The organism is Streptomyces sp. NPDC002730 (assembly GCF_042888805.1).
In the GTDB taxonomy this organism is placed as follows: Bacteria; Actinomycetota; Actinomycetes; order Streptomycetales; family Streptomycetaceae; genus Streptomyces.
Genome location: NZ_JBIAQG010000004.1, coordinates 536,126 through 559,005, shown reverse-complemented (window position 1 = coordinate 559,005; position 22,880 = coordinate 536,126). Strand labels below are relative to the sequence as shown.

16 protein-coding genes and 3 pseudogenes are annotated in these 22,880 nt (G+C 67.8%); 10 read left to right on the top strand and 9 right to left on the bottom strand.

What is annotated here, in order from left to right; translation table 11 throughout:
* The 4 genes and pseudogenes from ACFYXH_RS13590 to ACFYXH_RS13575 all read left to right on the top strand — a co-directional run.
* Positions 1–201: pseudogene (locus tag ACFYXH_RS13590) on the top strand (2,3-diaminopropionate biosynthesis protein SbnB); the annotation flags it as partial.
* Positions 202–417: 216 nt separating this feature from the next.
* Complete coding sequence (gene sbnA / locus ACFYXH_RS13585; RefSeq protein WP_389562233.1) at positions 418–1,518, top strand: 2,3-diaminopropionate biosynthesis protein SbnA; 1,101 nt, start codon at positions 418–420, stop codon at positions 1,516–1,518.
* A gap of 333 nt (positions 1,519–1,851) precedes the next feature.
* Positions 1,852–2,154 (top strand): trypco2 family protein, encoded by a 303-nt coding sequence (locus ACFYXH_RS13580; RefSeq protein ID WP_389562232.1) that lies wholly within the window; start codon positions 1,852–1,854, stop codon positions 2,152–2,154.
* 29 nt (positions 2,155–2,183) lie between these two features.
* Entirely contained in the window at positions 2,184–5,156 is a 2,973-nt protein-coding gene (locus ACFYXH_RS13575) for a trypsin-like peptidase domain-containing protein (protein WP_389562230.1), read from the top strand.
* Between the two features lie 99 nt (positions 5,157–5,255).
* Here ACFYXH_RS13575 and ACFYXH_RS13570 read toward each other — a convergent pair.
* The 5 genes and pseudogenes from ACFYXH_RS13570 to ACFYXH_RS13550 form a co-directional block, all read right to left on the bottom strand.
* Positions 5,256–5,375, bottom strand: a pseudogene (locus tag ACFYXH_RS13570) (DUF6411 family protein); the annotation flags it as partial.
* 301 nt (positions 5,376–5,676) lie between these two features.
* Positions 5,677–5,832: a DUF6131 family protein gene (locus ACFYXH_RS13565; RefSeq protein ID WP_251017061.1), complete on the bottom strand. Its 156-nt coding sequence runs from the start codon at positions 5,830–5,832 to the stop codon at positions 5,677–5,679.
* Positions 5,833–6,506: 674 nt separating this feature from the next.
* On the bottom strand, positions 6,507–8,150 hold the full coding sequence (locus ACFYXH_RS13560) for a S8 family serine peptidase (RefSeq protein ID WP_389562229.1): 1,644 nt from the start codon (positions 8,148–8,150) through the stop codon (positions 6,507–6,509).
* Between the two features lie 865 nt (positions 8,151–9,015).
* Positions 9,016–9,624 (bottom strand): rhomboid family intramembrane serine protease, encoded by a 609-nt coding sequence (locus ACFYXH_RS13555; RefSeq protein WP_389562226.1) that lies wholly within the window; start codon positions 9,622–9,624, stop codon positions 9,016–9,018.
* Between the two features lie 315 nt (positions 9,625–9,939).
* Positions 9,940–12,474 carry a Pls/PosA family non-ribosomal peptide synthetase gene (locus tag ACFYXH_RS13550; protein ID WP_389562225.1) on the bottom strand — a complete coding sequence of 845 codons (2,535 nt, stop codon included), beginning with the start codon at positions 12,472–12,474 and terminating at the stop codon, positions 9,940–9,942.
* A 1,070-nt stretch (positions 12,475–13,544) separates the two neighbouring features.
* Between ACFYXH_RS13550 and ACFYXH_RS13545 the strand changes: the two genes are divergently transcribed.
* The 3 genes from ACFYXH_RS13545 (at position 13,545) to ACFYXH_RS13535 (ending at position 15,729) form a co-directional block, all read left to right on the top strand.
* On the top strand, positions 13,545–14,360 hold the full coding sequence (locus tag ACFYXH_RS13545; protein WP_389562223.1) for an alpha/beta fold hydrolase: 816 nt from the start codon (positions 13,545–13,547) through the stop codon (positions 14,358–14,360).
* Positions 14,361–14,558: 198 nt separating this feature from the next.
* Positions 14,559–14,750 (top strand): DUF6381 family protein, encoded by a 192-nt coding sequence (locus ACFYXH_RS13540; RefSeq protein WP_327321422.1) that lies wholly within the window; start codon positions 14,559–14,561, stop codon positions 14,748–14,750.
* 775 nt (positions 14,751–15,525) lie between these two features.
* On the top strand, positions 15,526–15,729 hold the full coding sequence (locus ACFYXH_RS13535; protein ID WP_327321423.1) for a cold-shock protein: 204 nt from the start codon (positions 15,526–15,528) through the stop codon (positions 15,727–15,729).
* A 379-nt stretch (positions 15,730–16,108) separates the two neighbouring features.
* On the opposite strand, the gene ACFYXH_RS13530 is transcribed toward ACFYXH_RS13535, so the two are convergent.
* The gene (locus ACFYXH_RS13530; protein WP_389562222.1) at positions 16,109–16,708 is read right to left on the bottom strand and encodes a TetR/AcrR family transcriptional regulator; all 600 of its coding nucleotides are present in this window, start codon (positions 16,706–16,708) and stop codon (positions 16,109–16,111) included.
* Positions 16,709–16,780: 72 nt separating this feature from the next.
* On the opposite strand from ACFYXH_RS13530, the gene ACFYXH_RS13525 reads away from it, so the two are divergent.
* Positions 16,781–17,611, top strand: coding sequence for a class I SAM-dependent methyltransferase (locus ACFYXH_RS13525; RefSeq protein ID WP_389562221.1), 831 nt, complete (start codon positions 16,781–16,783; stop codon positions 17,609–17,611).
* Between the two features lie 141 nt (positions 17,612–17,752).
* Here ACFYXH_RS13525 and ACFYXH_RS13520 read toward each other — a convergent pair whose 3' ends face one another.
* Positions 17,753–17,926 (bottom strand): hypothetical protein, encoded by a 174-nt coding sequence (locus ACFYXH_RS13520; protein ID WP_389562220.1) that lies wholly within the window; start codon positions 17,924–17,926, stop codon positions 17,753–17,755.
* A 276-nt stretch (positions 17,927–18,202) separates the two neighbouring features.
* Here ACFYXH_RS13520 and ACFYXH_RS13515 point away from each other — a divergent pair, with 276 nt between their 5' ends.
* On the top strand, positions 18,203–20,230 hold the full coding sequence (locus tag ACFYXH_RS13515; protein ID WP_389562263.1) for a SpoIIE family protein phosphatase: 2,028 nt from the start codon (positions 18,203–18,205) through the stop codon (positions 20,228–20,230).
* Between the two features lie 869 nt (positions 20,231–21,099).
* Entirely contained in the window at positions 21,100–21,717 is a 618-nt protein-coding gene (locus ACFYXH_RS13510) for a DinB family protein (RefSeq protein ID WP_389562219.1), read from the top strand.
* Between the two features lie 139 nt (positions 21,718–21,856).
* Here the strand turns inward: ACFYXH_RS13510 and ACFYXH_RS13505 are convergent.
* Positions 21,857–22,150: pseudogene (locus ACFYXH_RS13505) on the bottom strand (helix-turn-helix domain-containing protein); the annotation flags it as partial.
* 66 nt (positions 22,151–22,216) lie between these two features.
* Entirely contained in the window at positions 22,217–22,786 is a 570-nt protein-coding gene (locus ACFYXH_RS13500) for a TetR/AcrR family transcriptional regulator (protein WP_389562261.1), read from the bottom strand.
* Positions 22,787–22,880 lie beyond the last annotated feature (94 nt).

The following is a 22,880-nucleotide window of genomic DNA, read 5'->3' as shown; positions in this document are numbered from 1 at the left end:
CGGGACTTCCTGCACGGCACCTTGGACGACGTGATGGCCGGGCGGGTGATGGCGCCGGTGCACCGGCCGCTGGTGTTCTCGCCGTTCGGCCTCGGGGTGCTCGACCTCGCCGTCGGCAAGTACGTCTACGACGAGGTGGTCCGCTCCGGAGAACTGCAGATCATCGACGACTTCTTCCACGAACTGAGCCGGTACGGATGAGCCGGCCGAGACCTCGGCCTACCGACAACAAGGAGGCTTATGCGGAACTAACCCCCGAGAAATCAGCGGCCATATCGCCGCAGATCAACGCGCACCACACTGCGGCCCCTAGCCCAACTCCCCGTCCGACTCGGTGAACACAGGTAAGGCGAAAAGCCCGCCACCACGGTCGGATGGACGTTCCGAAGGTGCAATGCCGCAGAGGAGGAGGCCATCATGCCCGTCATTTCCGTTCCCTACGCCTTCAACGAGGAACAGCTCTATGTCGACCTTCGATCGATCTTCGGGCAGTCGCTCTTCCTCAAATGTGAGGGCTTCAACTTCGCCGGCTCGATCAAGCTGAAAGCCGCGACCGAAATGGTGGAGACCGCCGAGCGGGACGGAGTCCTGACGCCGAATTCGATTCTGGTCGAGTCCTCGTCCGGAAACCTCGGCGTGGCGCTGAGCATGATCGCGGCGAGCAAGGGCTACCGGTTCCTGTGCGTGACGGACTCCCGCTGCAACCTGTCGACCAGGCTGATGATGGAGGCCCTGGGCAGCCAGGTACACATCATCGCCGGACAGGAGGCCAACGGCGGCTTCCTCGGCGCACGGCTCGAGTACATCCGCGCGCTGTGCGCCTCCGATGACCGTTACGTATGGCTCAGCCAGTACACCAACCCGAGCAACTGGAAGGCGCACTACCGCAAGACAGCGCCGGAGATCGCCCGCCAGTTCCCGCACCTGGACGTGCTGTTCGTCGGGGCCGGCACCACCGGGACCCTGATGGGCTGTGCACGCTACTTCCGGGAGTGGCACCGGCCGGTGCATGTCGTCGCACTGGACAGCGTCGGCTCGGTGGCCTTCGGGGGTACCCCGGGACGCCGGATGATTCCCGGTCTGGGCATGAGCATCCGTCCGCCGCTGCTCGACGAGTCCTATGTGGACGAGGTGATACGCGTCGAGGAGGCGGACACCATCCGCGCCTGCCGTCGTCTGGCCAGAGCCGGCTTCCTGTTCGGCGGATCCACCGGCACGGTGGTCAGCGGCGCCATGGGCTGGCTGGCCCGGCACGACGCGCGCGAACTCACCGCCGTAGCCGTCGCCCCGGACCTCGGCGAGCGCTACCTCGACACCATCTACCAAACCAACTGGGTGCAGGACCTGTACGGCGAGGACGTGCTCAACCCCGACAAGGTGACCGCCGCCAGCTCCCCGGCGGCCCGCCCCGGACCACCAGGGCGGTCACCGCGCCCGCAGCCGCGCCCTCAGCGTCACGAGCACGACACCCAGGCCCAGGCCGCGTCCGGCAACCGACCCCGTGGCGGGTCGTGGTGAGCTGAGCGTCGTGATCCGTCCATCCGCCCCCGGGCGCCCCCGCCTGCTCCCGCCAGCTCCGTTGTTCAGGGTGACCGGATCATCCTGCGCCACACCGAATGGGCACCAGTCACGATGGCTCCCTGCGCGTCTCGCGTACAGAGGACGCTTCAAGGCCGCAAACAGCCCGGAGACCACTCACCCACCCCACACGACCAGCATCGGCAGCGGGTTCCACGTTTGGGCATGACCCCCGTGCTTCACGAATCCGCGGGCACTTCACTGATTTCGGGGACCCGCGGGATGCGGTAGCCCTACGGTGACTCCCGTCGCACTGCAAGGCTAGGGGGGTATATGTCTGAGGCGCCATTGTGGGCTGAACTGGGCGAGACGATCAGTGCGGTCCGGGGGCAGTTGCAACAGGCTGTCCACGAGGGCCAGGGCGAGGGAAAGCTGAAGTTCCGTACGGGGCCTGTGGAGTTGGAGTTCTCCGTCGAGGTCCGCAAGGAGGGCAACGCCAAAACCAGGATCTTGGTGCTGCCATGGTCCGCCGAAGTCGGCGGGGCGCTCAGTGCCGGAACCGTTCACCGGCTCAAGCTCATACTCCAGCCGATCGACGACAGCGGCGAGGACCTGCCCCTCCACGGCTCCTGCTGAAACCGATCAACGACAACCGGGTCGTCGAAGTGCGGGTCGCCAATAAGCGAGTCGGCAGCGGATATCTGCTGACCGATCGCCTTGTGCTGACCGCGTACCACGTCGTCGCGGGAGGCGCGCCCATCCACGTACAACCGCTGGACGGCCGGCGGTCCGCTCAGCGGCTCCCCGCGTCGCGGTGCTGGCCGAGCGGGCCGGTGAACATCAAGGCCACGCCTGAGCGGGATGTGGCCCTGCTGCTGATCGACGCTGCGGGGTCACGGGCCGAACCCCCGCCGGACCGGGTGCGGTTCGGTGAAGTCACGGGGCGGGATTGCGTCTCCTGTTGGGGGCTCGGGTTCCCCGATGCCGCGAAGCGTGCGGACGGGAGCCGCGACACCATGGCTGTGCGCGGCCACGTCGACCCCTTGCAGGGGCTCAGGTCCGGGCTGCTGACCGTTCACGACAACAAGCGGCCTCGCCACGGGGACCACGGATCGGGCTGGGCAGGCATATCGGGCGGACCGTTGTTCACCTCCGATGATCTCCTCATCGGAGTGCTGGTCCTCGACCGCAACATCACCGTGAATAGCAGCGTCCTGAGCGCGGTCCCCTTCAGCGGGATGCTGGACCTGCCCGGGTTCCTCGACACGCTCACGGCGCATGGGGTGGACCCGCGTATTGCACACGAGCCGCTGGACACGTACCTGACGGCCGCCTCACGGGCGGCCGGGGACCAGCCGTATGCCGGCGTACTCAACGACACGACGCCGCCGCTCGCCAAGGTCTATCTGCGCGAGCAGGTCCGCTGTCTGGAGGAAGAGCCGGGCGACCGCCCACCACCGGTATCCCAGCCGGTGTCGCTGCCCACGGACAAGGTTCTGGCCGACGCGCGAACCTGCGTGGTACTGGCCGGCCCGGGTGGCGGCAAGTCCAGCCTGCTGCGCACCTGGCTGCACGCCGGTGTCGCGAGCTCACTGCGCGGCGATCACGGGACGCCGGTCCCGGTGCTGGTGCCCGCGACAGCTCTGACTCGCGGAGAGCTGGCGAGCGCCCTGGCCAAGGCGGTGAACGACAAACTCCGGATGAAACTGCCCGAGACGTTCTTCAGGTCCCGACCGCTGCCCGACGTGCCCTGGCTCGTACTGGTCGATGGACTCGACGAGATCCCCGGCTCCGATGCCCGCCGTGGTCTCCTGCGTGACTTAGCCGCGTTCGCCGACAGAGGCGACACGGACCTGTACCGGTTTGTCGTGGCCACCCGCCCGCTGCCGGCCCACGAACTGGGCCTGCTCGGCGCCCATGTGCCCTGGTTCGACCTGCTGCCCTTCGGCTACGACGACGTACCGCAAGTAGCCTACGACTGGTTCAAAGTCCTGAAGGTGCCAGATCCCGCAGAGGCGGCCAAGCGTTTCGTCACCGAGGTACGGGATCGGAAACTGACCGAGCTGGCCCGCGTCCCGTTGTTGGCTGGACTGCTGTGTCAGCTCTACGCCACGAACCCCGTATCGCTGCCCTCCAGCCGAGGCGAGATCTACGACAAGTTCATCCTGGAGCTTCGACAACTCCAAGAACGAAGCGCGTTGGAGTACCCGGGCGGCGAGACCGTTGCCCAGTACATCCGCGATCACGCGCTGAACGTCGCCGGGCATCTCGCTGCCCAACGGCTGGCCGGGAGCGAAAAGCCGTTCCAGTTCCTCTTGGAATCCTGGACCGAGGCACCGCCCCCTCCCCTGGGCATGGCGCGGACCATTCTCAAGGAGACCGTGCTGCGTAGCGGCTTGTTGACCGAACAGGCAGGCGAGCTCGTCTTCCTCCAGCAGACGTTTCTCGAATACTGTGCGGCGCACCACGCCACCAGCACACAGGAGGGCCGCGACCAGGAGGCCGCCCGCCTTTTCGGGAATCAGTGGTCCCGGCACTGGCCCTGGAACCGATGGGGCCGACGCTTCTGGCAGCCGCCGGGCACGGAGGAAGCCTCGTACACCGGTTTTCTCCTCGAGATGCTCCTTGATAAGAAGAGGAACCCGGATGCACCAAACGTCGAGAGGGCGCTGCTGAGACTCGCCCGCCAGACGAACATGATCGGTTGCCGCCTACTCGCCGAGCAGAAGCGCCTGGGAACAGACCTTCCCGCCCCCGTCACCCACGCTGCCACCAAAGCCCTCGTCTCCCTCGCCCGCATCACCGACGACGACCGGCGGCGCGCCGATCTCAGGGCGCATCCAGACCGGCTGGACCCTCAGGTCGATCCCGCCCTGGCGAATGTTTACCTCTCCAAGGCGACGAGGAACTACCGGGTGGAGGCGGCCGAGGCACTGGGCTGGCTCGGTGTCGAAGGAGCCGTCGACACGCTCGTCGAGGTTGCCCAGGTCCGCTACCTCGCGAACGGCAAATGGCGTGTCAAAGCCGCGGTGGTCCTTGCCGAGATGGGCGACGAGCGCGGTGTGGCCCTGCTCCACGACCTCGCCACCGACACCTGGGTCTACGACGAATGGCGTATCGAGGCCGCTGCGGCCCTGATCCAGTACGGCGACGAGCGCGGCGTGGGCCTGCTCCACAACCTGGCCCGCGACACAAAGCTCACCAAGGGGCACCGCTCCTTCGCGATCTCGATGCTGGCCGCCATCGGTCACGAACGCAGCGCTGACACGCTCGACAGCCTGGCCCACGACGCGAGCACCCCAGCCGACGTCCGTCTGAGGTCGGCCGAGAAGCTGACCAGCATCGGAGACGATCGCGGCCCGGCCATACTCCGTCACCTCGCCCAGGACGCCAGTCTGAACGTCAGGATCCGCCTGCAGTCTGCCGTCATTCTGGCCGACGCCGGGGAAAAGCGCGGCACGGACCTGCTTGTCGCCCTTGCGCAGGACACCACGGTGGACAGCGCTTGGCGTCTGGCGACCGTCCGCGTGCTGGCCGATCACGACACCGAACGCGCCACGGCCGCCTTCACCGATCTCGCCCGCGACCCCACACTGAAGCGCCGTCACCGCAGACACGCTCGGCGTGCCATGCCGTGAGCACACGACGCCCGGCCGTCCTCGCTGCTGCCTGCCTCGACCGTCGGGTCCTGGCAGTCCCCTCCGTTCGGGACGCCCCTGAACCCGCTCGCCAGGCTCGGGCGGGACATGAACAGCCGCCTCGAAGAGCGCCCCCAGGGTGCGCTGGGTTCCGCGTTCGGGGTGGCGGGACAGGCGAGGGACGAGGGCGAACCCGATCGCGTTCTTGGTTCGACTCACGGCTTCACGGTCAGCCGCAGGCGGTTACTGGACCATTCGACCGGCCCGACCGCGAGGCGGAACCGGCCCAAACGAGGGTGAGTTCAGGATGCCCTCAGGCGGAGACGGATGAGGACTTCGCGGTCGGCCACGTCGGCAGGGATGACCATGACCAGCAAGGGCGTACGGGAGCCGGTCCACTGGAGGTGAGGCAGGGACCATGAACGGCAGCAGCACTCAGCCGGACTGACAACCTGATGCCACCGCGGGGAGGGCATCGTCGACACACTCGGTCGACCTGGCTGATGGAAGTGCCGCGGCGCTACCAGTAGTGCCGTCGGCCGCCGACCGCGTGTCCTACCGCTCCAAGAATCCACAGAACGACCCCGATCGCGACCAGGATGATCCCGATGGTCCAGAGAATACCGATGCCGGCCAAGAGGCCGATGATGAGCAGAATGACTCCGAGGATGATCATGATGTCCTCCGGTAGAGGAGCGGCCCCCCTCTCTCCTTACAGCTCCCCGCCGTTATTCGGGGCAAACCCTGGGCTCGCCCTGACCAGCACCTGCGCGTCTACCGCACGTGAGCACCGCCGCCACGTAGTCAAGGCAGGGTTCCTCCAGCAGGCGGCGGAACTTCCAGTCCCCGCCGTAGCCCCTTCGTCAGCGGTCACCCAGGTTGCAGGGAGTCCGATGGCGAATACAGCGGGCGATTGCGCTGGAAGGGATGGCGGAACAGGGGTCCGACTGCGGCGGCTGCGACCCTCAAGGCCGGCCTGGGTGATCGCTACCGCAACTGGGTAGTGGGGCAACATGTTCAGGCATCGGCGCGTACGAGTGGTGATCGTTCTGCTGAACGGCTGGGAACCCTTGTTGCCCAGTGACGACACCGCCCCCAACTGATGTCACGAACTTCGATCCAGCGACGCCCCAGCGACCGCGAGTGGGCTGACGCCGAAGCTCAGCAACTCTGAACTGGTCACCCTGGCGGTGATACAGGCTCTGCTGGGCTTTGCTTCCGGGGCTCGCAGGCTGCGTGATGCCCGCGCTCGTACCTGCGGCGGAGCAGGTCGGACGACTCATTGGCTGTGCACTGAGCTCAGGTCCCGGTGAGAGCTGCGCACAGCCCCCACCGGGACCCGGTGACGCACTAGAAGGTCAGGTTCCAAGCGTCGATCTTGCCGGTGTCCTGGGAGGCGACGTCACGGACGCGCAGCTTCCACGTGCCCGCGGCCACCTCCGATGAGGCGTTCACGGTGTACGTCTTGGCGACGTTGTCGGTGCCGTCATTGTTCGGAAAGTCCTCGAGCGTATAGACCGTGCCGTCGGGGGCCACGAGAGAGAGCACGAGGTCGCCGCGGTAGGTGTGCTTGATGTCCACGCCGACCTTGAGCGTGGCCGGGGCGTTGCCGCTGACCCCGGTCACGGTGAGCGGAGACTCCACCGTGGAGTTGTCGGCGATGGCCACGTCCACAGTGTTCTCGAAGTACGCGCCGGGCGGCGGCGTGCCACCGACGGCCTTCAGCGCATCGACCTGGCCCTCGCCGAAGAAACTGTTGTTGGCGGTCGTGCCCGTGCAGCGGCTGTCGGAAGGGCAGGCTGTGTCGGTGGCCTGAGTGGCCAGCTTGGCCCGGAGGTCCGCAGGCGTGGAGCCGGGGTTGGTGCTCGCCAGCAGTGCGGCCGCACCGGCGACGTGCGGGGAAGCCATCGACGTGCCGTTCATCGTGCCGTACTTGCCGCCCGGCAGCGTCGAGTAGACCCCGGACGCGCCATCGCCGCCCGGGGCCGCGATGTCGATGATGTTCCGGCCGAGGTTGGAGTACGAGGCCTTGACGTTGCCATTGCCCATGGCTGCGACGGTGACCACGCCCGGCAGCTCGGTGGGGATGTCGATGCAGGCGTTGGTGATGGTGCGGGTGACGGGGGTCGAGTCGTTCGGGCTCGATGTGTCGGTCCGCTTGTTCGCCAGGTCGTAGTTGGAGTTGCCCGCGGCCGCGACCTGCAGCGAGCCCTTGCTCTCCGCGTACTCCTGCGCGCGCCTGACGCCCTCGATGATCGCTGCCTGGTCCACGTTGTCCGGGCAGTTGAACATCCACGGGTCTGTGTAATAGCTGTTGTTGGTGACCTTGAAGCTGTGGTCGCCGGCCCACATGAAACCGCAGACGGTGTTCTCGGCGAAGAACAGGCTGGTGTTCGGCTCGGCGATCCGGACGGAGGAGATCTTGACGCCCGGGGCCACACCGATGACGCCCTTGCTGTTCTTGGCCGCCGCGATCGTGCCCGCCACATGCGTGCCGTGGTCGCCGACGGGGCGCCATGCGCCGGTCCTCGTGTCCGCCTTGCCATAGGCGCAGGAGACGGAGTCCGCCGCGTCGAAGTTGGGCGCGATGTCCTGGTGCAGGTCGTCGACGCCGGTGTCGAGGACACCCACCTTGACCGCGGAGGAGCCGGTGGTCACGGCCCATGCCTTGTCGGCATTGATCTGGGTCATGTCCCAGCGGTTGGACTCGGTGAGGGTGGTCGTGGCCTGCGTGGGAGCAGCGGGAATCGCGGGGTTGTAGGCGTCGGCCGGAACATCCGAGGTCCGGGTGGCGCCGACCTGCTGGACCCCGCTGACGCCGCGCATGGTGCCCGCGAAGGTCGTGGACGCCGAGTGCGCCACGATCACGCCGATTGCGTCGTAGTGTGCGAACACCGTGCCACCGTTGTCCGTGACAGCGGTCTGTACGGCCGACGTGTCGCCCGGTGCGGTGATGACCAGGTAGGCCCGGGTACCGGCGGCCCACGAGGCCATGGGCGACGCGGAGGCCCCAGAAGTCCCCGACGTGGTCGTCGCTGCCTGGGCAGCCCCGACGGGAGCTACCAACGCGACGGCCGCGCCGAGGGCAGCGGCGGCCACGACCGAACGTCTCAGACGGCCTGATATGAGGGTAAGCAATGCATCCTCCGAGAGCCCGGCGGCGCTGGTGGTGCCGACCGGGCCGATTGTGGGAAGTGGTGGACGCAAGATGTCAGACAATGGTCCCGGATGGAAAGGTTCCGATCACGCAAGTGCCGGTCTCTGACCGGTGATTGGCTCTTGCAAGTGCCGTTGTCGAGTCTCCAGAGCTGGCTGACGCCGGAGTTCGATCCATGTTCCGTCGCTGATCGTCGTCTGATTCCACTCGGTGGAACGGATGCGGACTGTGCTCGCGGTCGTCGCGGTGAACGGCAGGGTGCCGGCAGCGGCAACGCTCATGGTGGTCGCACAATTCTCGCGCCCGACAGGGGCGTTGTGCGCAGTTGCACCCTCGGGAGACGTGGGCCCGTGCGCTGCGTGTCCAGCATCTGCTTGGTGGTGTCCTCGCCGGTGACCCCGGCGCCTTCGGCGTCCAGGACAGCCAGTTCGTCCTCAGAGCGGCCTTCGCAGGACCGGGCCTGCTCACCCGGGTGACGCTGCCGGAGCCGCCGCGACTGGCCTACCCGGCGCGCGGCATCGGCTCACTGTGGGAACCCCGGCCCATCACCAGGACCGACGCCATCGCCGCCGTACTCTGCCCTTCGCGGACCCTGCTGCTGACCCGAACTGGAGACTCCGGCCGCGCTGCCGGATCTCCTGATGCATGGCTCAGCCTGCATCGCGGGGAACACCAGTCCGGGCTCCCCCTCGGACCCTGGCTTCACACGCCGGCGGGACTTGATTTTCCGGCTCGTCGGCGGAAGGCGAAGGCCGCCGCTACACCCGCGATCAAGCCGAAGAGGTGGCCCTGCCAGCTGACCTCGGTGTTGGCCGGGGATATGCCGAGCAGGATCGAGCTGCCCCAGACCGTGCCGATCAGCAGGCCAGCCCCGACGTCCAGCAGCTTGCGATCCACGAATCCGCGCATCACCAGATAGCCGAACAGGCCAAAGACCAGACCCGACGCACCCGCCGTGTTGGTGTTGGACGGGGAGATCAGCCAGACGCCGAGGCCGTCCACCACGACGATCAGCAACGACACGGCCAAGAAACGGCGGATGCCACCGAGCGCAGCGAGGAAGCCGAAGACCAGCAGCGGAACACTGTTGGCCGCGACATGCCCGAAGCCGAAGTGGACGAAGGCCGACGGAATGATGTCGGCAAGCTCACCCGGCTCACGCGACACGATTCCGTAGGAATCGAGGGCATGGCCCGTCGCCACATCAACCGCTTCAAGCACCCACAGCAGCGCCACCCAGCCGACCATCAGCTTGGCCGCGGCCACGGCCCGATCGGACCCCCGCCACTCGGTGACTTCTGCTCCTGCCATCGCAGACCCCTGCCCCGTACGTATGCATCCACCCCGGACACGAACAACGCAGCCTAACTCGGTTCCACGTCCGCCCCACCGGACTGCGCAAGACGCCGGACGGGTGGGGCCAGTGCTGCTTCCCTTCTCACGTAGTGGGGGCGCATCGAACTGCTCTGCGCCGCCCGGCAGCTGACCGAGCGGAAGCTCGTCGGAGCCGTGTCGGCCGCACTGTAAGCGGAACAGCGGCGACTCACCGGCCTACGGTGGCGACCCGGTACATCCGCCGGGGAGCAGCAACGGTGATGTGAAGCGGGCCCGCCGACCGCAGGAAGCTCAAAGAACGCGGGCCACGGCGGTGTCTTCTCGGGCCGGGTTTCCGCCCCACCGCGCTTGAGAGGGAACTTCCTCGCCCTTCATCAGGAAGGAGTCGGCGGCCAGCTGCGCCTGGTCGCCGATAGTGGTGCCGTAGTGGACCAACGCGTTCACGCCGAGGGTCACGCCCGCGCCGATCGTGGCGTGGTCGGACTTGAAGGCTCCGTCCTCCTGCGAGTGGCACTGGATGATCGTCCCGGCGTTGAGGGTGCAGCCGTCCCCGATGCTGACGAGGGTCCGCTCGGTGATCGAGCAGCCGTCGTCGAACACCCGGCGGCCGATGCGCACACCCAGCAGCCGCCAGACCATGGTCTTGAACGGGGTGCCGTTGAAGGCCTGCATGTACTGGTGCGACGTCAGCTTCCAGAAGCGTTCGTGCCCCCAGAAGTCGGCCTCGTAGATCGAGCAGTACAGCGGCTTCACCGGGCGGATCCGCGTGACGGCCCGTTCGACCAGCGTGAAGTAGATGACGGTGAACACCAGGGTGAGCAGACCGGCCAGCGCGAAGGCCGGCACACCGATGGTCTGGGAGAGCTCGACGGCGGCCATGGTGATGAGGGCGAGTACGAAGAAGTGGAACCATCGCACCAGCAGGTGCAGGCTCGCGGTGAGCGCGTTGTGCTTGTTCTTGGCAGCAAGACGGCGGCGCAGCTCATCGCCGTGGGCCAGGCGGTCGAACTGGGTGTCGCGCAGCACCGTGCGCGGGATCTCGAAGCTGGGTGAGCCGAGCAGTCCCACGCCTTCCCGCACCGGCCCGTCGATGGGGACCATGACCTTCGTCGCGAGCAGGCAGTTGTCGCCGGTCCGGCCGCGTGAAGGGTAGACGACGCGGTTGCCGATGAAGTTGCTCGGCCCGATCGAGGTCGGGGAGAAGCGGAAGGACGAGCTGGAGAAGTCGGCGTTGATGATCGACAAGCCGTCGGCGACCATCGTTCCACTGCCGACCGTGCTCAGGTAAGGGGTGTCGTGCTTGACCAGCGTGCCGAAGTTCGAGCCGGTCTGCTCGATGTGGCACAGGTCGTACCCGAGGCAGCGCAGGTAGTGCACGATCGCGGAGCTGTCCCCGAAGAGCGTGGTGAAGAACCTGATGTTGGTCAGCCGCGTGATCGCCCGCTGGATGCCGTGGTGGAAGCCGTACAGCGGGTAGACCTTGCCCGGTTTGATCGCCAGGCTGAGCAACCGTGGCACCGTGCTCACCACCAGCAGGCCCACCAATATGCCGCCGAAGAAGGCCACCAGGGAAGCGACGAGCGCCTCGAGGTAGAAGGCGGAGCTGGTGAAGGCCGGCGGCCCCAGGGTGAACACCGCGTTCAGCTGCGGCACCACGGTGAACACAAGGCTCACCCCCGCCAGCGTCAGTGGCAGGTACACCAGCAGCATGGCAAGCAGCTGCGACAGGCTGTAGAGGGCCCTGCGAAGGGGGCCGCACGCGGAAGGCTCGACGGCGCGGAAATCGGTCGTCGTCGGCTGCGCCGGCGTGCCGTGCCACGACTCTCCGGCTGGAACCGCCTGCCCGGAATGCAGGGAGGAGGCGTGGCCCAGCTGGGTGTCGTCGCCCATCGACGTTCCGATGTCGATGACGGCCTGCTCGCTGACGGTCACATCCGCGCCGAGGGTGACGGGGCCCATCTCGATCCAGCCGTCGTGCGCCCGGTAGCAGGACAGCATCACGTCCTTGCGGACGACCGTGCCGTCACCGATGGACAGGAGGTCGGTGCAGACAGGGATGGTGCGGGAAAGCATGGTGACGCCCTTTCCGATGCGTGCGCCGAGGGCCCTGAGGTAGAGCACATACAGCGGTGAACCGGTGAACAGACGCACCGGGCTGGTTCGGATGAGGGATTTGACGCACCAGAAGCGCAGGTAGGCGAAGCTCCACACGGGGAACCTGCGCGGGGTGAAGCGGCCGATGAGTATCCACTTGGCCGCAATGGGCAGCGCGCAGACGCCGAGGAAGAGCGCCGTACTGAACAACACCGCCCGCAGGTAGACGCCGGCCGTCCCCGAGCCTTCCAGGGTCCACTCGTAACCGAGGACGGCAATCGTGGCGCCGAGGGAGGAGAAGACAAGGAAGATCAGTATCTGGGCCGTCCCGCACAGCGCGTACCGCCATGGGCCGGACTGCGGCGCGACGCCCGATGCATCGGATCGGGCATCGACAACCCCCGGGGCCGGCTGGGAGGTCTGTGACGGCGCGTGCGAGGGTGCCGGGGACGGGACAGGGGCGGGAGCGTCCGTGAACGCGGCGGCCAGGCTCCGGACCGTCGAATGCTGGTAGATGTCCTTCATCGACACCGTCGGCAGATCATCCCGCTTACGCACCCGAGCACAGAACTGCGCCATCACCAGCGAATCAGCACCCAGATCCGCGAAGAAGTTGCCGTCCACCGGCACCCGCTCCGTACGCAGTACACCGGCCAGAACATCGGCCAGGAGCGCTTCGGTGCCGGCCGCTCCACCGTTCTTGCCCGCGGCCCTCGTGGTGTCGGAATACATGTGCCCGTCGCCTCCAGTCAGTTCGTCCGCTGTCGGATAACTACCGAAACCGTCCCGCCCTGTCGCGCACGTAGGGAATAACACCAGCAGTTCTTGAACGAGGCGCGCTGTCCGGCGCCGAACGACTTCCGCCCAGTAGGCCCGATCGGGCGATCTGTGCCCTACCACTGGAATTCGTGACTTGACCGGGCAAATCTGGACGGCGGCACCGTCTCTGGCCAGGCTTTTCGAGCGCCGCCGCGTTGCCTTCCACGCCAAGCGTCTGTAAGTGACCGCCAGCAATGGCCGACATGCCGGAACACGGCCGGGTCCGCGCCTCTCAACGGCGAGAGGTGTCGAGCAAGGACGAGCCGCGCCACAGGGCGATCAGGACCGCTCGACGGATCAAAACGCGCTCGAGCGCCGGTGGACCGGCCTGTCCCGTGGGCAGCTGCAGGCGTCAGGTGCGGAGATCCAGAGTGAAGCGTGCGAGATCGAGACCGATCGATCGCCCGGTCGTCGACGCACACAGGAGAGGGTCGTCCGAAGCCGGCGACGCGGACGGCATTGGCCGGAGCTGAGCCGTTTCCCATATTTCCAGGCTCCGGAGAAATGCCGGTTTCAACCATCCGGCAGGTGTCCGAACCACCCCCGCCGACCGGCGGGGGTGCCTCATGCCATGTGGCCGGTGTGGATATCGCGGGCAAGACCCGGATCTGCCGTGCGGGCCACCCACTCTCCAGAGGAGTCTCTCCAACCCCATGCCCTCGGATAGGAAGCAGCAGCTGGACGAGCTGCACCGATGGAAACTCCGGCGCTCGCGGTGCCTACCTGTCACTGCTCCGGGGGCCCCGGGGATTGGCCGGCCCCGCCGCGGCGACCGCCAACCTCTAGGACGAGTTCAACTTCGCCGTTGACTAACAGCTCTGCCGCCGCTGCGGGATCGGCTGGGTCGAGCAGCCGCACACCCTGCCGCGGTACCGGCGTTTGCGGACTGGCCACCGCCGGCCTCGCCGCGCGCGTTTCCAGCCGGACCGCTCTGATCGCAGTCGTAAAATTTGCGCAGAGGTGTCGAGACAAGGCGCGCGGCTATGAGGGCAGTGGGAAGGCACACGGTCAGGGAGGGCCGCTTCCGGTGTCGCCGGGCCGAGCTGGTCTACGACGACGCCGGTGAGGGCCCTCTCGCGGTGTATGCGCACGGCGGGTTCGTCAGTCAGGCCGTCGAGGACCGGATGGGCCTGTTCGACTGGGCGCCGGTCCTGGCCGCGGGACAACGCCTGGTCCGCTATGACGCCCGGGGGCACGGGCGATCCACCGGCGACCCCGTGGACACCGACTACACCTATCCCTCTCTTGCCGGCGATCTGCTGGCCCTGCTCGATCACCTGCGCGCCGCCGAGCCCCTGGACGCCATGGGCGCGTCCATGGGATGCGGCAGCGTGCTGCACGCCGCTGTCCAGGCGCCCGAACGGTTCTCCCGACTGGTCCTGCTCATCCCACCCACGGCTTGGACGACGCGGGAGGCCCATGCCCAGGTCAACCGGGAATCCGCTGACACCATCGAACGAGAGGGAGTGGACGATTGGCTCGCCGCCAAGGGGAAACAGCCTCGCCCCGCAGCCGTAGCCGACGTTCCCGAGTTCCCACCGACGCCCGCCGAGCGGGTACTGCCGTCCGTCCTGCGTGGCCTGGCGCTGTCCGACCTGCCCTCCCCCACGGCAATCGCGGCGCTGCGCCAGCCGGGCTTGATCCTGGCCTGGGTGGATGACCTGGGCCACCCCCTGTCGACCGCGGAAACATTGGCCCAGTTGCTTCCGCACGCCGACCTGCATGTGTCCCGAACTCGCGCCGACATCCGGACTTGGGGGGAACGCATCGCCGAGTACCTGACCAGGCCCCGGCCATGATCTGGACGTGGTGTGCGTCCGAGGATCCTCCACACACCCGGACCGGACGCAACCCATTCCTGGACGGGCGCAGATCTGGAAGGCCGACACGGCTTTCGAGCTGCGTAGATAGCTGTGGGTGACCGTTCGAGATGCACGGGCGTGGGGGCGATGGTTCGCTGGTGCGGCCCGCTCTCCCCGTCACACCAAGGAGTGATCATGAGCGTTGCAGGCGAGTCTGGCGGTCGTTCCAAGCAGATGCGTCAGAAGGCCCAAGAGATGGAGCAGGCCGCGGAGCGTGCCACGGACCCGGAGGAGCGTCAGCGGCTGAAGGACAAGGCCCGTCGGCTCAAGGAGGAGAGCCAGCAGGAAAGCGGCATGGGCGGCCGGGACATCGACCCCATGCTGTAACGGCCCGTCGCATGCACCGGCCGGTGGCCGCCCCCGCGACCCTCCAGTCGCGCGAGAGGCACTGGTTCGGTTCGCGAGAACCCTCGCGTACTGAACCGGGCCGCCGGCCGGTCATTTGTGTCTGTAGCAAGTTCTGGTCGGGTCGGTCAGCGGAGAGGGCCTGAAGCAGTCGCGACCTTCGGGTCAGCATGCCTTGGCCTGTTGTCGCTGCCACAGAGCGGCGGTGCGACCACCCCCGGCTCGGTCATTTTCTGCGCCGCCAGCAGCCCGATCTCCTCCGCGCCGACGCATTCGGCACCGGGGGGTCACGATCTCTCGCGCGGTCGTCGCGTGTCGTCTCCCAATCTCCGAGGCAAGATGCCCAACCGGGCTTCACCAACCCAGGTCGGCTCACCCGGACTTCGTACGCCCGCACCATCGATCAGCCAAGACGACACAACGCCAGGACCCTGCGCATCATCCGGTTGCCGCTGTGCGGCGTAATGCCACGGCTGCACACGCCCGGGCCACCGCCCGGGAGGAGGCAGCCCGGAGACATACGGGGGTCGGGAGGCGCCGTTGGCGCAGTTGGGCGCGACGAAGGAACACGAGAATGCCGATGCCGGCTCCGGTTGGTCTCCGAATGCCCTTGGAGAACGTGCTGTCCGGGCGACTTGGGCGGTGCGTTCATCGACGGAAGCCGACTCGCGATGGCAAGGTTCAGGAGCCGTAGCCGCGATGGGCTACGGGGCGCGGCCAAGGCCGTGCCGCGGCATGGGACAAAGGATGTGGACTGATGGCAACAGGGACCGTGAAGTGGTTCAACGCCGACAAGGGCTTCGGCTTCATCCAACAGGACGACGGCGGCCCGGACGTGTTCGTCCACTTCTCCGCCATCCAGTCCACCGGCTTCAAAGAGCTGCAGGAGGGTGACAAGGTCGAATACGACGTCACCCAAGGACCCAAGGGGCCGCAGGCAGAGCAAGTCCACCGCATGTAAATAGGGCACGTTTCATCGCGCCAAGAAGTGCTGACCCTGTCGGTATCGGGGGCCTACGGCACGGTGCTGAGCCAGTGAGGGCGCGCGATGACCTCGTGCGCCTCCTGGACCGTCGCGACGGTGGGGCCGCGCGCGCTCTCGTCGTCACCGGTCCGTTGTGGTCCCCGATGCAACGGGGCGGCTGGCCTCTGCGTTACGGCTGTTCGGGTTTGCGGGCCAGGATGCTCATTGCCGACGTAGACCCCCAGCAGCAGCCGGGCCCCGGCATGCGGTGAAACTCGGCGAACACCACCGGCAGCTGCCCCGAGGGCTTCTCTGTTGGCCTGAGCGCGATCGCTGCCGCGGCTGGCGCCCGGGTGCGGGCTTGCTGCTGGGCCGTTCATGGCCGTGGTTCTTGCACGACGCCGGCGATGACCGTGGTCACGACCTTGTGGACGGCTCCAGCCTCCGGCGGGGCGCCTTTCCGGTCGGCGAAGAGCATGTGTCCGGCCCCGATCAGCGTGGGAGCGAGGGTGTCGACGTCGGCATCCGCCGCGATGCGGCCCAGTTCGCGCTCGGTGGTGAGGTAGGAGGCGATCATGGCTGTCGCTTCCGTCAGTACCGGGATGCCGGTCGGCGTGGTCTGGCGGAGCCGGGCGCGCAGGTCATCCCGGGAGGTGACGAGGCCGACCATCGCCACAGCGACCGACCCGAACAGGTCCGTCAGAGCGTCGGTGAGGTTGTCGGCGACGGTGCCGGTCCCGGCGGAGTTGCGCAGGGCGGCGGCCTGGTTGTCGATCCGGCAGACGCGGTCCAATACGAGCTCGGCGAGGAAGGCGTCGAAATCGGCGAAGTGCCGGTGCAGGACGCCCTTGGCGCAGCCTGCCTCAGTGGTGACCGCGCGGCTGGTCAGCGCGCTCGGCCCGTCCCGGAGCAGGACACGCTCGGCGGCGTCGAACAGCTGCTCGCGCGCGTGGCTGATGGCTACCCCTGTCGGCACCGTGCATCTCTCCTTCGCTCGCCGGGCCCGTTCCGATTGACGAGTGGGCGCATGCCCATTCATAGTGGGCACATGCCCACTATACCGCCGGAGCGAGCGCCTCTTTCCGAACTCGAGCCTCATGAACGCCGACAGGTGGCGGAATCGTTCGGCTCGGATGCCGAACGCTACGACCGGGCCCGGCCCCGCTATCCCGAAGGCATGGTGGACCGGATCGTCGCCGGCGGCCCCGACCCCGACGTTCTCGACGTCGGCTGTGGTACCGGAATCGCCGCCCGGCAGTTCCAGGCGGCCGGCTGCAGGGTGCTCGGGGTGGAGCCCGACGCACGGATGGCCGACCTGGCGCGGCAGCACGGGGTCGAGGTTGACGTAGCGACGTTTGAAGCCTGGGACCCGGCCGGCCGGGAATTCGATGCGGTCGTCGCCGGTCAGGCCTGGCACTGGATAGACCCGGTTGCGGGAGCGTCCAAGGCCGCGCGGGTACTGCGGCCTGGCGGCCGGCTGGCAGCGTTCTGGAACGTGTTCCAGCTTCCGCCCGACGTGGCGGAAGCTTTCGCCGCGGTCTACCGGCGGGTGATGCCCGACTCGCCGTTCAACCTCCAGGTGATGACGAAGCAAGCCCTGGACGGGTACCAGGTGCTGTTCAACAAGGTCGCCGACGGGATCCGAGAGGTGGGCGGGTTCAGCGACCCGGAGCAGTGGCGATTCGACTGGGAGTGGTCCTACACCCGGGACGCGTGGCTGGACCAGATGCCTACCCATGCCGCCCTCACCCAGCTGCCGTCCGACAAGCTGGCGGAGGTACTGGAGGGCGTCGGGGCCGCTGTCGACGCGATGGGTGGCAGCTTCATGATGCGTTACGCGACGGTGGCGGTCACCGCGGCGCGAACCGCCGCCGCCTGACCCGGCTCCGGTCTGTCCGCCGCCGGCGGAGACACAGGCCCAACCGGTCGTGCTGAATTCGTGCCGGGTACCAATCTGCGCGCCGATAGGACTCCCAGGTGACGCGCCGCCGTTCGGTGCAGGCAACGGGCCGGCTGCGGGTTAGCCGTCTGACCGGAGCATGGCCAGTGGAGGGCGGTCCGGGACCGTGCCTTCGACGCCGCTGCCCGCCTCGCCGACGCGGCCGGGGACAACGCCGCCGTCCGCGCGTACCTCGGACTCCCTGAGGCAGACCGCGACGTGCCGGGCGCGCCACTGACCCCAGCTATTGGTCACGCCGAATGATCAACTCAAGTGCAGCATGGGACGGCCTTCGTCCGACGAACCCCGTACGGACGGGGTGTCCGGTACGCCGATGCAGGGGGACCATGGAAGCCGAAGCACTCACTGGACACGAGTGCAGGCCGCAGACAAGTGGACAGGCCAAGGACCGCGGCGGAAGACGGCCCACGCGGTCCGGCAGGTGGAAGGAGTGCCCGGGTGAGCGTAGCCGAAGGGCATCCGGATGACACCGGTAGGCCGGAGGGCAGATCATCGCAGCCGAGCGGGCTGATGGACCTCCTCAGTGTCGCCGCCGTGCTGCTGGACGCCGAGGGGCGGATCGTCTTGTGGAGCCCGCAGGCCGAGGACCTGTACGGCTACACCGCCCAAGAGGCGCTCGGGCAGTACGCGGCGCCGCTACTCGTGCACGAACAGCACTGGGATCTGGTGATCAAGCAGTTCGCCGAGGTCATGGAGTCCGGCCTGAGCTGGGCCGGGGCGTTCCCCATTCGGCACAAGGACGGCAGCACCCGGTTGGTGGAACTGCGTAACATGCGGCTGCTGGACGACCGCGGCCACTTCTACGCCCTCGGGCTCGCCACCGACTCACCGACGCTTCGAAAGGTGGAGCGGGATGTCGCACTGTCCACCCGGCTGATCTCACAGTCCCCCATTGGGCTGGCGATCCTCGACACCGATCTGCGGTACCTGGCCGTCAACCCCGCCCTGGAGCAGATGCACGGCATACCCGCGAAAGACCACCTCGGCCGGCACTACCGCGAGATCATGACCTCTGCGAAGTTCGAGGTACCCGAGGTCGCGATGCGGCAGGTCCTCGAGACCGGGATCCCCATGGTCGACCAGTCCACCATCGTCGGCCACACGCCCGCCGACGACCACAAGCATGCCTGGTCGATCTCGTTGTACCGGCTGGAGGACCCCCAGGGACGTGTACTCGGGGTGGCCGACCTGGTGGTGGATGTCACCGACCGGTATCAGGCAGCCATGGAGGCTGCCGAGGCCAGGCGGCGCCTGGCCCTGATCGCCGATGGCTCCATTCGCATCGGCACCACCTTGGAAGTGGGACAGACCGCCCAAGAGCTGGCCGAGGTCACCGTTCCCGAGCTCGCCGACGTGGTCGCGGTCAACGTCCTCGACTCCGTCCTGGAAAACGGCCACCAAGCCCCCCGCGACGGCCCCGCCCTTTTTCGCGCCCTCGCGGTGAAGGCCGCCTATCCGACCGAAGCCGCTGAGGCCGCCGACCCACCCGGCCACCTCGCCGCCTACGACACCGACCGGCTGGCCACCCAATGCGTACGCACCGGCCGCCCGATCCTGATCGCTCACGCCGACAACAACGACCTGGCGCGCCTCGCCCGCGACAGGCACGCCGCCACTCTGCTGGCCCGCGCCGGCGTGCACTCCTACATGCTGGCCCCGCTCACCGCCCGCGGCCAGATCCTCGGCTTCGTAAGTCTCACCCGCGCCCGCAACCCCCTGCCCTTCGACGAGGACGACCTCACCCTCGCCACTGAACTGGCCTCCCGCGCCGCCATGTGCATCGACAACGCCCGCTCGCACCAGAGCGTGCGCAATGCCGCCGAGACCCTGCAACGCAGCCTCCTTCCGGAACACCCGCCGCACCTTCCGGGCCTGGAGGTCGCCTCCCGGTACCGGCCCGCACAGGCCACCTACGAGATCGGCGGCGACTGGTACGACGTCCTCCCGCTCGACAGAGACAAGACCGCACTCGTCGTGGGCGACGTCATGGGCAGCGGCATTGACGCCGCGGCCACCATGGGCCGCCTGCGTACCGCCACCAGCGCCTTCGCCGACCTCGACCTCGACCCCGCCCAGGTCCTCCAGCACCTCGACAAGATCACCTCGGGGCTGGAGCACTACATCGCCACCTGCGTGTACGCCGTCTACGACCCACACCGCGCCGATTGCCACATCGCCACCGCCGGCCACCTGCCCCCCGCCCTCGTGCGCAGCGGCAAGCGTCCCGAACTGCTCGACCTGCCCACCGGCACCCCGTTGGGAGTGGGCGGCGTCGCCTTCGAGACCACCACTTTCGACCTCGGTCCCGGTGACCAGCTGGTCCTGTATACCGACGGACTGGTCGAAACCCGTCACCACCCCATCGACGAGCGCCTGGAAACCCTCCTCCACCTGTTGGACAGGCCCGACCGCCCCCTGGAGGAAACCTGCGACCGGCTCCTTCACGAACTCCGGCGTCCCGACGACCCCGATGACGTCGCCCTGCTCATCGCCCGCGTGCAGCCCTTCACGCCCAGCTCTGAACATCTTCAGCGTTGATCGGGCAGGAGATCCGTTGACGGGGCCTGGCGACGGTCTGGCCCCGTGGTGGGTGTGGACCGTGGCGCTTGATCGGACGGCCACGCCGGATGGCCGAGATGGCCCTCCGTCTGATCGGTCAGCCCCCGCGCCGTCCGCCGGCACTCGCCTGCCATGTGCGTCCGATCCCTCGAAGCAGCGCCGGATACACCCCCAGATACCTGAAGGGCTTGATGCCCGCCATGTATACGGCGCCGAGCAGGTCGAGAGTGGCGGAGGAAACGCCAGGGCAAAGCTGGAGCCGCTGTTCACGATCGCTCGTCCGGCCACGGGCCGATGACGGGTACCACGGCCGACCTCGCGATCCGCGGCTGGGCCCGGCGCGATGAGGCCGTCGCGCAGCGACTGCGACGCGTCGACAACCCGCGAATGGAGTACCTGCGCTCGCTGTTCGGCCCTTCTGCCCCGACGAGGACGACGCCGAGGTCCGCTGCGTGCTGGCCTTCTCACTGCGGATCGGCAACCACTTCATTGCCGCCGACCACGGCAGTCACAGCCGCGCAGAGGTGATGGCACCGACCGGGAAATGGCTCCTGAGGTAGCCGCCCCCTGGACGACGGCCGGCACCCAACGCGGCGCCGGGGGCGATCGGGTTACGTGGCCTGCGGAAGTCATCGCCGAACTGTGCGACTGCGCCTTGCCTGCCCGATGATTGTCCCGCTAACTGCTGGTTGCAGCCGGGTGCTTGAGCTGGCCGGCCGCCGCTCAGCCACGTCTCGGTGAGCACCCTCATCGGAAAATGAGAGGCTGGGTACTGCCGGTTGTGCCAGGCTGGCGGGTCATCAGTTCGTCCCTCCTCCAAGCGCCTACCAGCTCACATGGGAGCGTCAGTGACCGCACCTCGCCTGGTCCCGTTGTTGCAGCAGTTCGACTTCGCATATGCGCGCCTGGCCGACCGCATGACAGGGCCGGTGATGGACAGCGGTGACGGTTCGGAAACCGAGGTTGGCCCCATGACCGATGAGGAGTACTTCTGGGAGCCGGCGCCAGACTGCTGGTCGGTCCGGCGGCGTGCAGGCGGACCGGGTCCGCGCGCGACCCTCCTGGCCGGCACCGGCAACTGGGGACGCGACGCCGCGTCCTACCCGCACCCCTGGCCGCCGCCCTTCACCACCATCGCATGGCGCCTGAGCCACCTGAGCGAGATGCTGTCCCTCCGCGCCGATCACACAGCCGGCGGCCACACACTCACCCGGGACGACTACCCCATCAGCGGGGATGCGGCAGGTGCGGTAGCTGCCTTCGACGCCGGCGCCACGGCCTGGCGGAAGTCACTGCTGAGCATCGACGACGCCGCGCTCGACACCGTCGGGTTCTGCACCTATCCCCACGGCAGCGACCCGGATGAGCCGTTCATCGACATCGTGTGGTGGGTCAACCAGGAAGTCCTGCACCACGGAGCCGAGATCGCCTTGATACGCGATCTGTACCGCGCACGACAGCTCTGACCCCGCCACCAGTGGACACGCGTGCAGTTCCAGGATCTCCCTACCGGTAGGCCCGGCTCAAGGCTGCCCGGTAGATGATCCAGTGCCGCATCAGGGAACGTTCGCCCTGGTGACGACCTCGCGCCGACTCGGGTGTCTTTCTCTTGATCTCGCGCCGCTCGGGCAGAGTGAAGACCCTCGGCCGTCCGCCCTGACACTTCGGCCAGAGCGACTCAAAGCCGTCGGCGTTGAAGCCGTGGATCACGTCCCGGACCCGGTCCGCGCTGGTGAACGTCACCTCGGCGATCCTCGCGACGGGCATGCCCTGCGCGGACAGCAGCACCATCTGGGCCTGCCGCCAGGTCATCACCCACCCGCTGCCCCGGCGGACGATCCGCAGAAGGCGCCGCCCCTCGTCGTCATCGATCTCGCGGGCGCGTACTCGTTCTGCCATCCAGGCAGCCTGACGACACAACGCTGCCCGCACAGTCCCTCGCCGCATACGGGCTGACCCTCGACATCAGGATGACTGCGGTCGCTGTAGTCCCTGGAGGAGCAGTTCGACCAATCGGCGGGGGTCATAGCGGGGATCGCTGTCACGTCCGATGCAGAGGTTGCCGATGCCTCGCATCAGTTCGTAGGCGTGCGTACCGGGCCTGATTTCGCCGGCGTTGACTGCGGCGTCGAGCAGCTGCGCGCAGACGGGCACCAAGCGGTCGAGGAAGTAGGCGTGCAGCGCCTCGAAGCCGCTGCTGTCCGATTGCAGCGCGTTAGCGAGTCCGTGCTTCGTGACCAGGAAATCAACGAAGAGGTCGACCCACTGACGGAGTGCTGCGAGCGGAGAGTCGGCGCTGGCCAGCAGGGTCGGGCCGGCCTCGGCGCAGGCCTCGACCTGGTGGCGGTAGACGGCGACGACGAGATCCGCCCGATTCGGGAAGTGGCGGTAGATCGTCCCCATCCCGACGCCGGCTCTTGCCGCGATCTCACGGATCGGCGCGTCGACGCCGGAGGTGACGAACACCTCAGCCGCGGCGGCAAGCAGCGTCTGCTGGTTGCGCAGCGCGTCGGCCCGCTTGCTTCGGGCCGGCATCTCCCCGGACTGGCTTGTAGCGGGCACCACGCTCTCCTTCCGACGGCCGTTGACAAAGCGGAACACTGCTCCGTATATTAAACGGAACAACGCT

Excerpts from the sequence above, each read along its gene's own strand:
- sbnA (WP_389562233.1), top strand. The coding sequence starts at position 418 with ATGCCCGTCATTTCCGTTCCCTACGCCTTCAACGAGGAACAGCTCTAT.
- ACFYXH_RS13580 (WP_389562232.1), top strand. The coding sequence starts at position 1,852 with ATGTCTGAGGCGCCATTGTGGGCTGAACTGGGCGAGACGATCAGTGCG.
- ACFYXH_RS13565 (WP_251017061.1), bottom strand. The coding sequence starts at position 5,832 with ATGATCATCCTCGGAGTCATTCTGCTCATCATCGGCCTCTTGGCCGGC.
- ACFYXH_RS13560 (WP_389562229.1), bottom strand. The coding sequence starts at position 8,150 with ATGGCCTCGTGGGCCGCCGGTACCCGGGCCTACCTGGTCATCACCGCA.
- ACFYXH_RS13555 (WP_389562226.1), bottom strand. The coding sequence starts at position 9,624 with ATGGCAGGAGCAGAAGTCACCGAGTGGCGGGGGTCCGATCGGGCCGTG.
- ACFYXH_RS13550 (WP_389562225.1), bottom strand. The coding sequence starts at position 12,474 with ATGTATTCCGACACCACGAGGGCCGCGGGCAAGAACGGTGGAGCGGCC.
- ACFYXH_RS13545 (WP_389562223.1), top strand. The coding sequence starts at position 13,545 with ATGAGGGCAGTGGGAAGGCACACGGTCAGGGAGGGCCGCTTCCGGTGT.
- ACFYXH_RS13540 (WP_327321422.1), top strand. The coding sequence starts at position 14,559 with ATGAGCGTTGCAGGCGAGTCTGGCGGTCGTTCCAAGCAGATGCGTCAG.
- ACFYXH_RS13535 (WP_327321423.1), top strand. The coding sequence starts at position 15,526 with ATGGCAACAGGGACCGTGAAGTGGTTCAACGCCGACAAGGGCTTCGGC.
- ACFYXH_RS13525 (WP_389562221.1), top strand. The coding sequence starts at position 16,781 with ATGCCCACTATACCGCCGGAGCGAGCGCCTCTTTCCGAACTCGAGCCT.
- ACFYXH_RS13515 (WP_389562263.1), top strand. The coding sequence starts at position 18,203 with ATGGACCTCCTCAGTGTCGCCGCCGTGCTGCTGGACGCCGAGGGGCGG.
- ACFYXH_RS13500 (WP_389562261.1), bottom strand. The coding sequence starts at position 22,786 with ATGCCGGCCCGAAGCAAGCGGGCCGACGCGCTGCGCAACCAGCAGACG.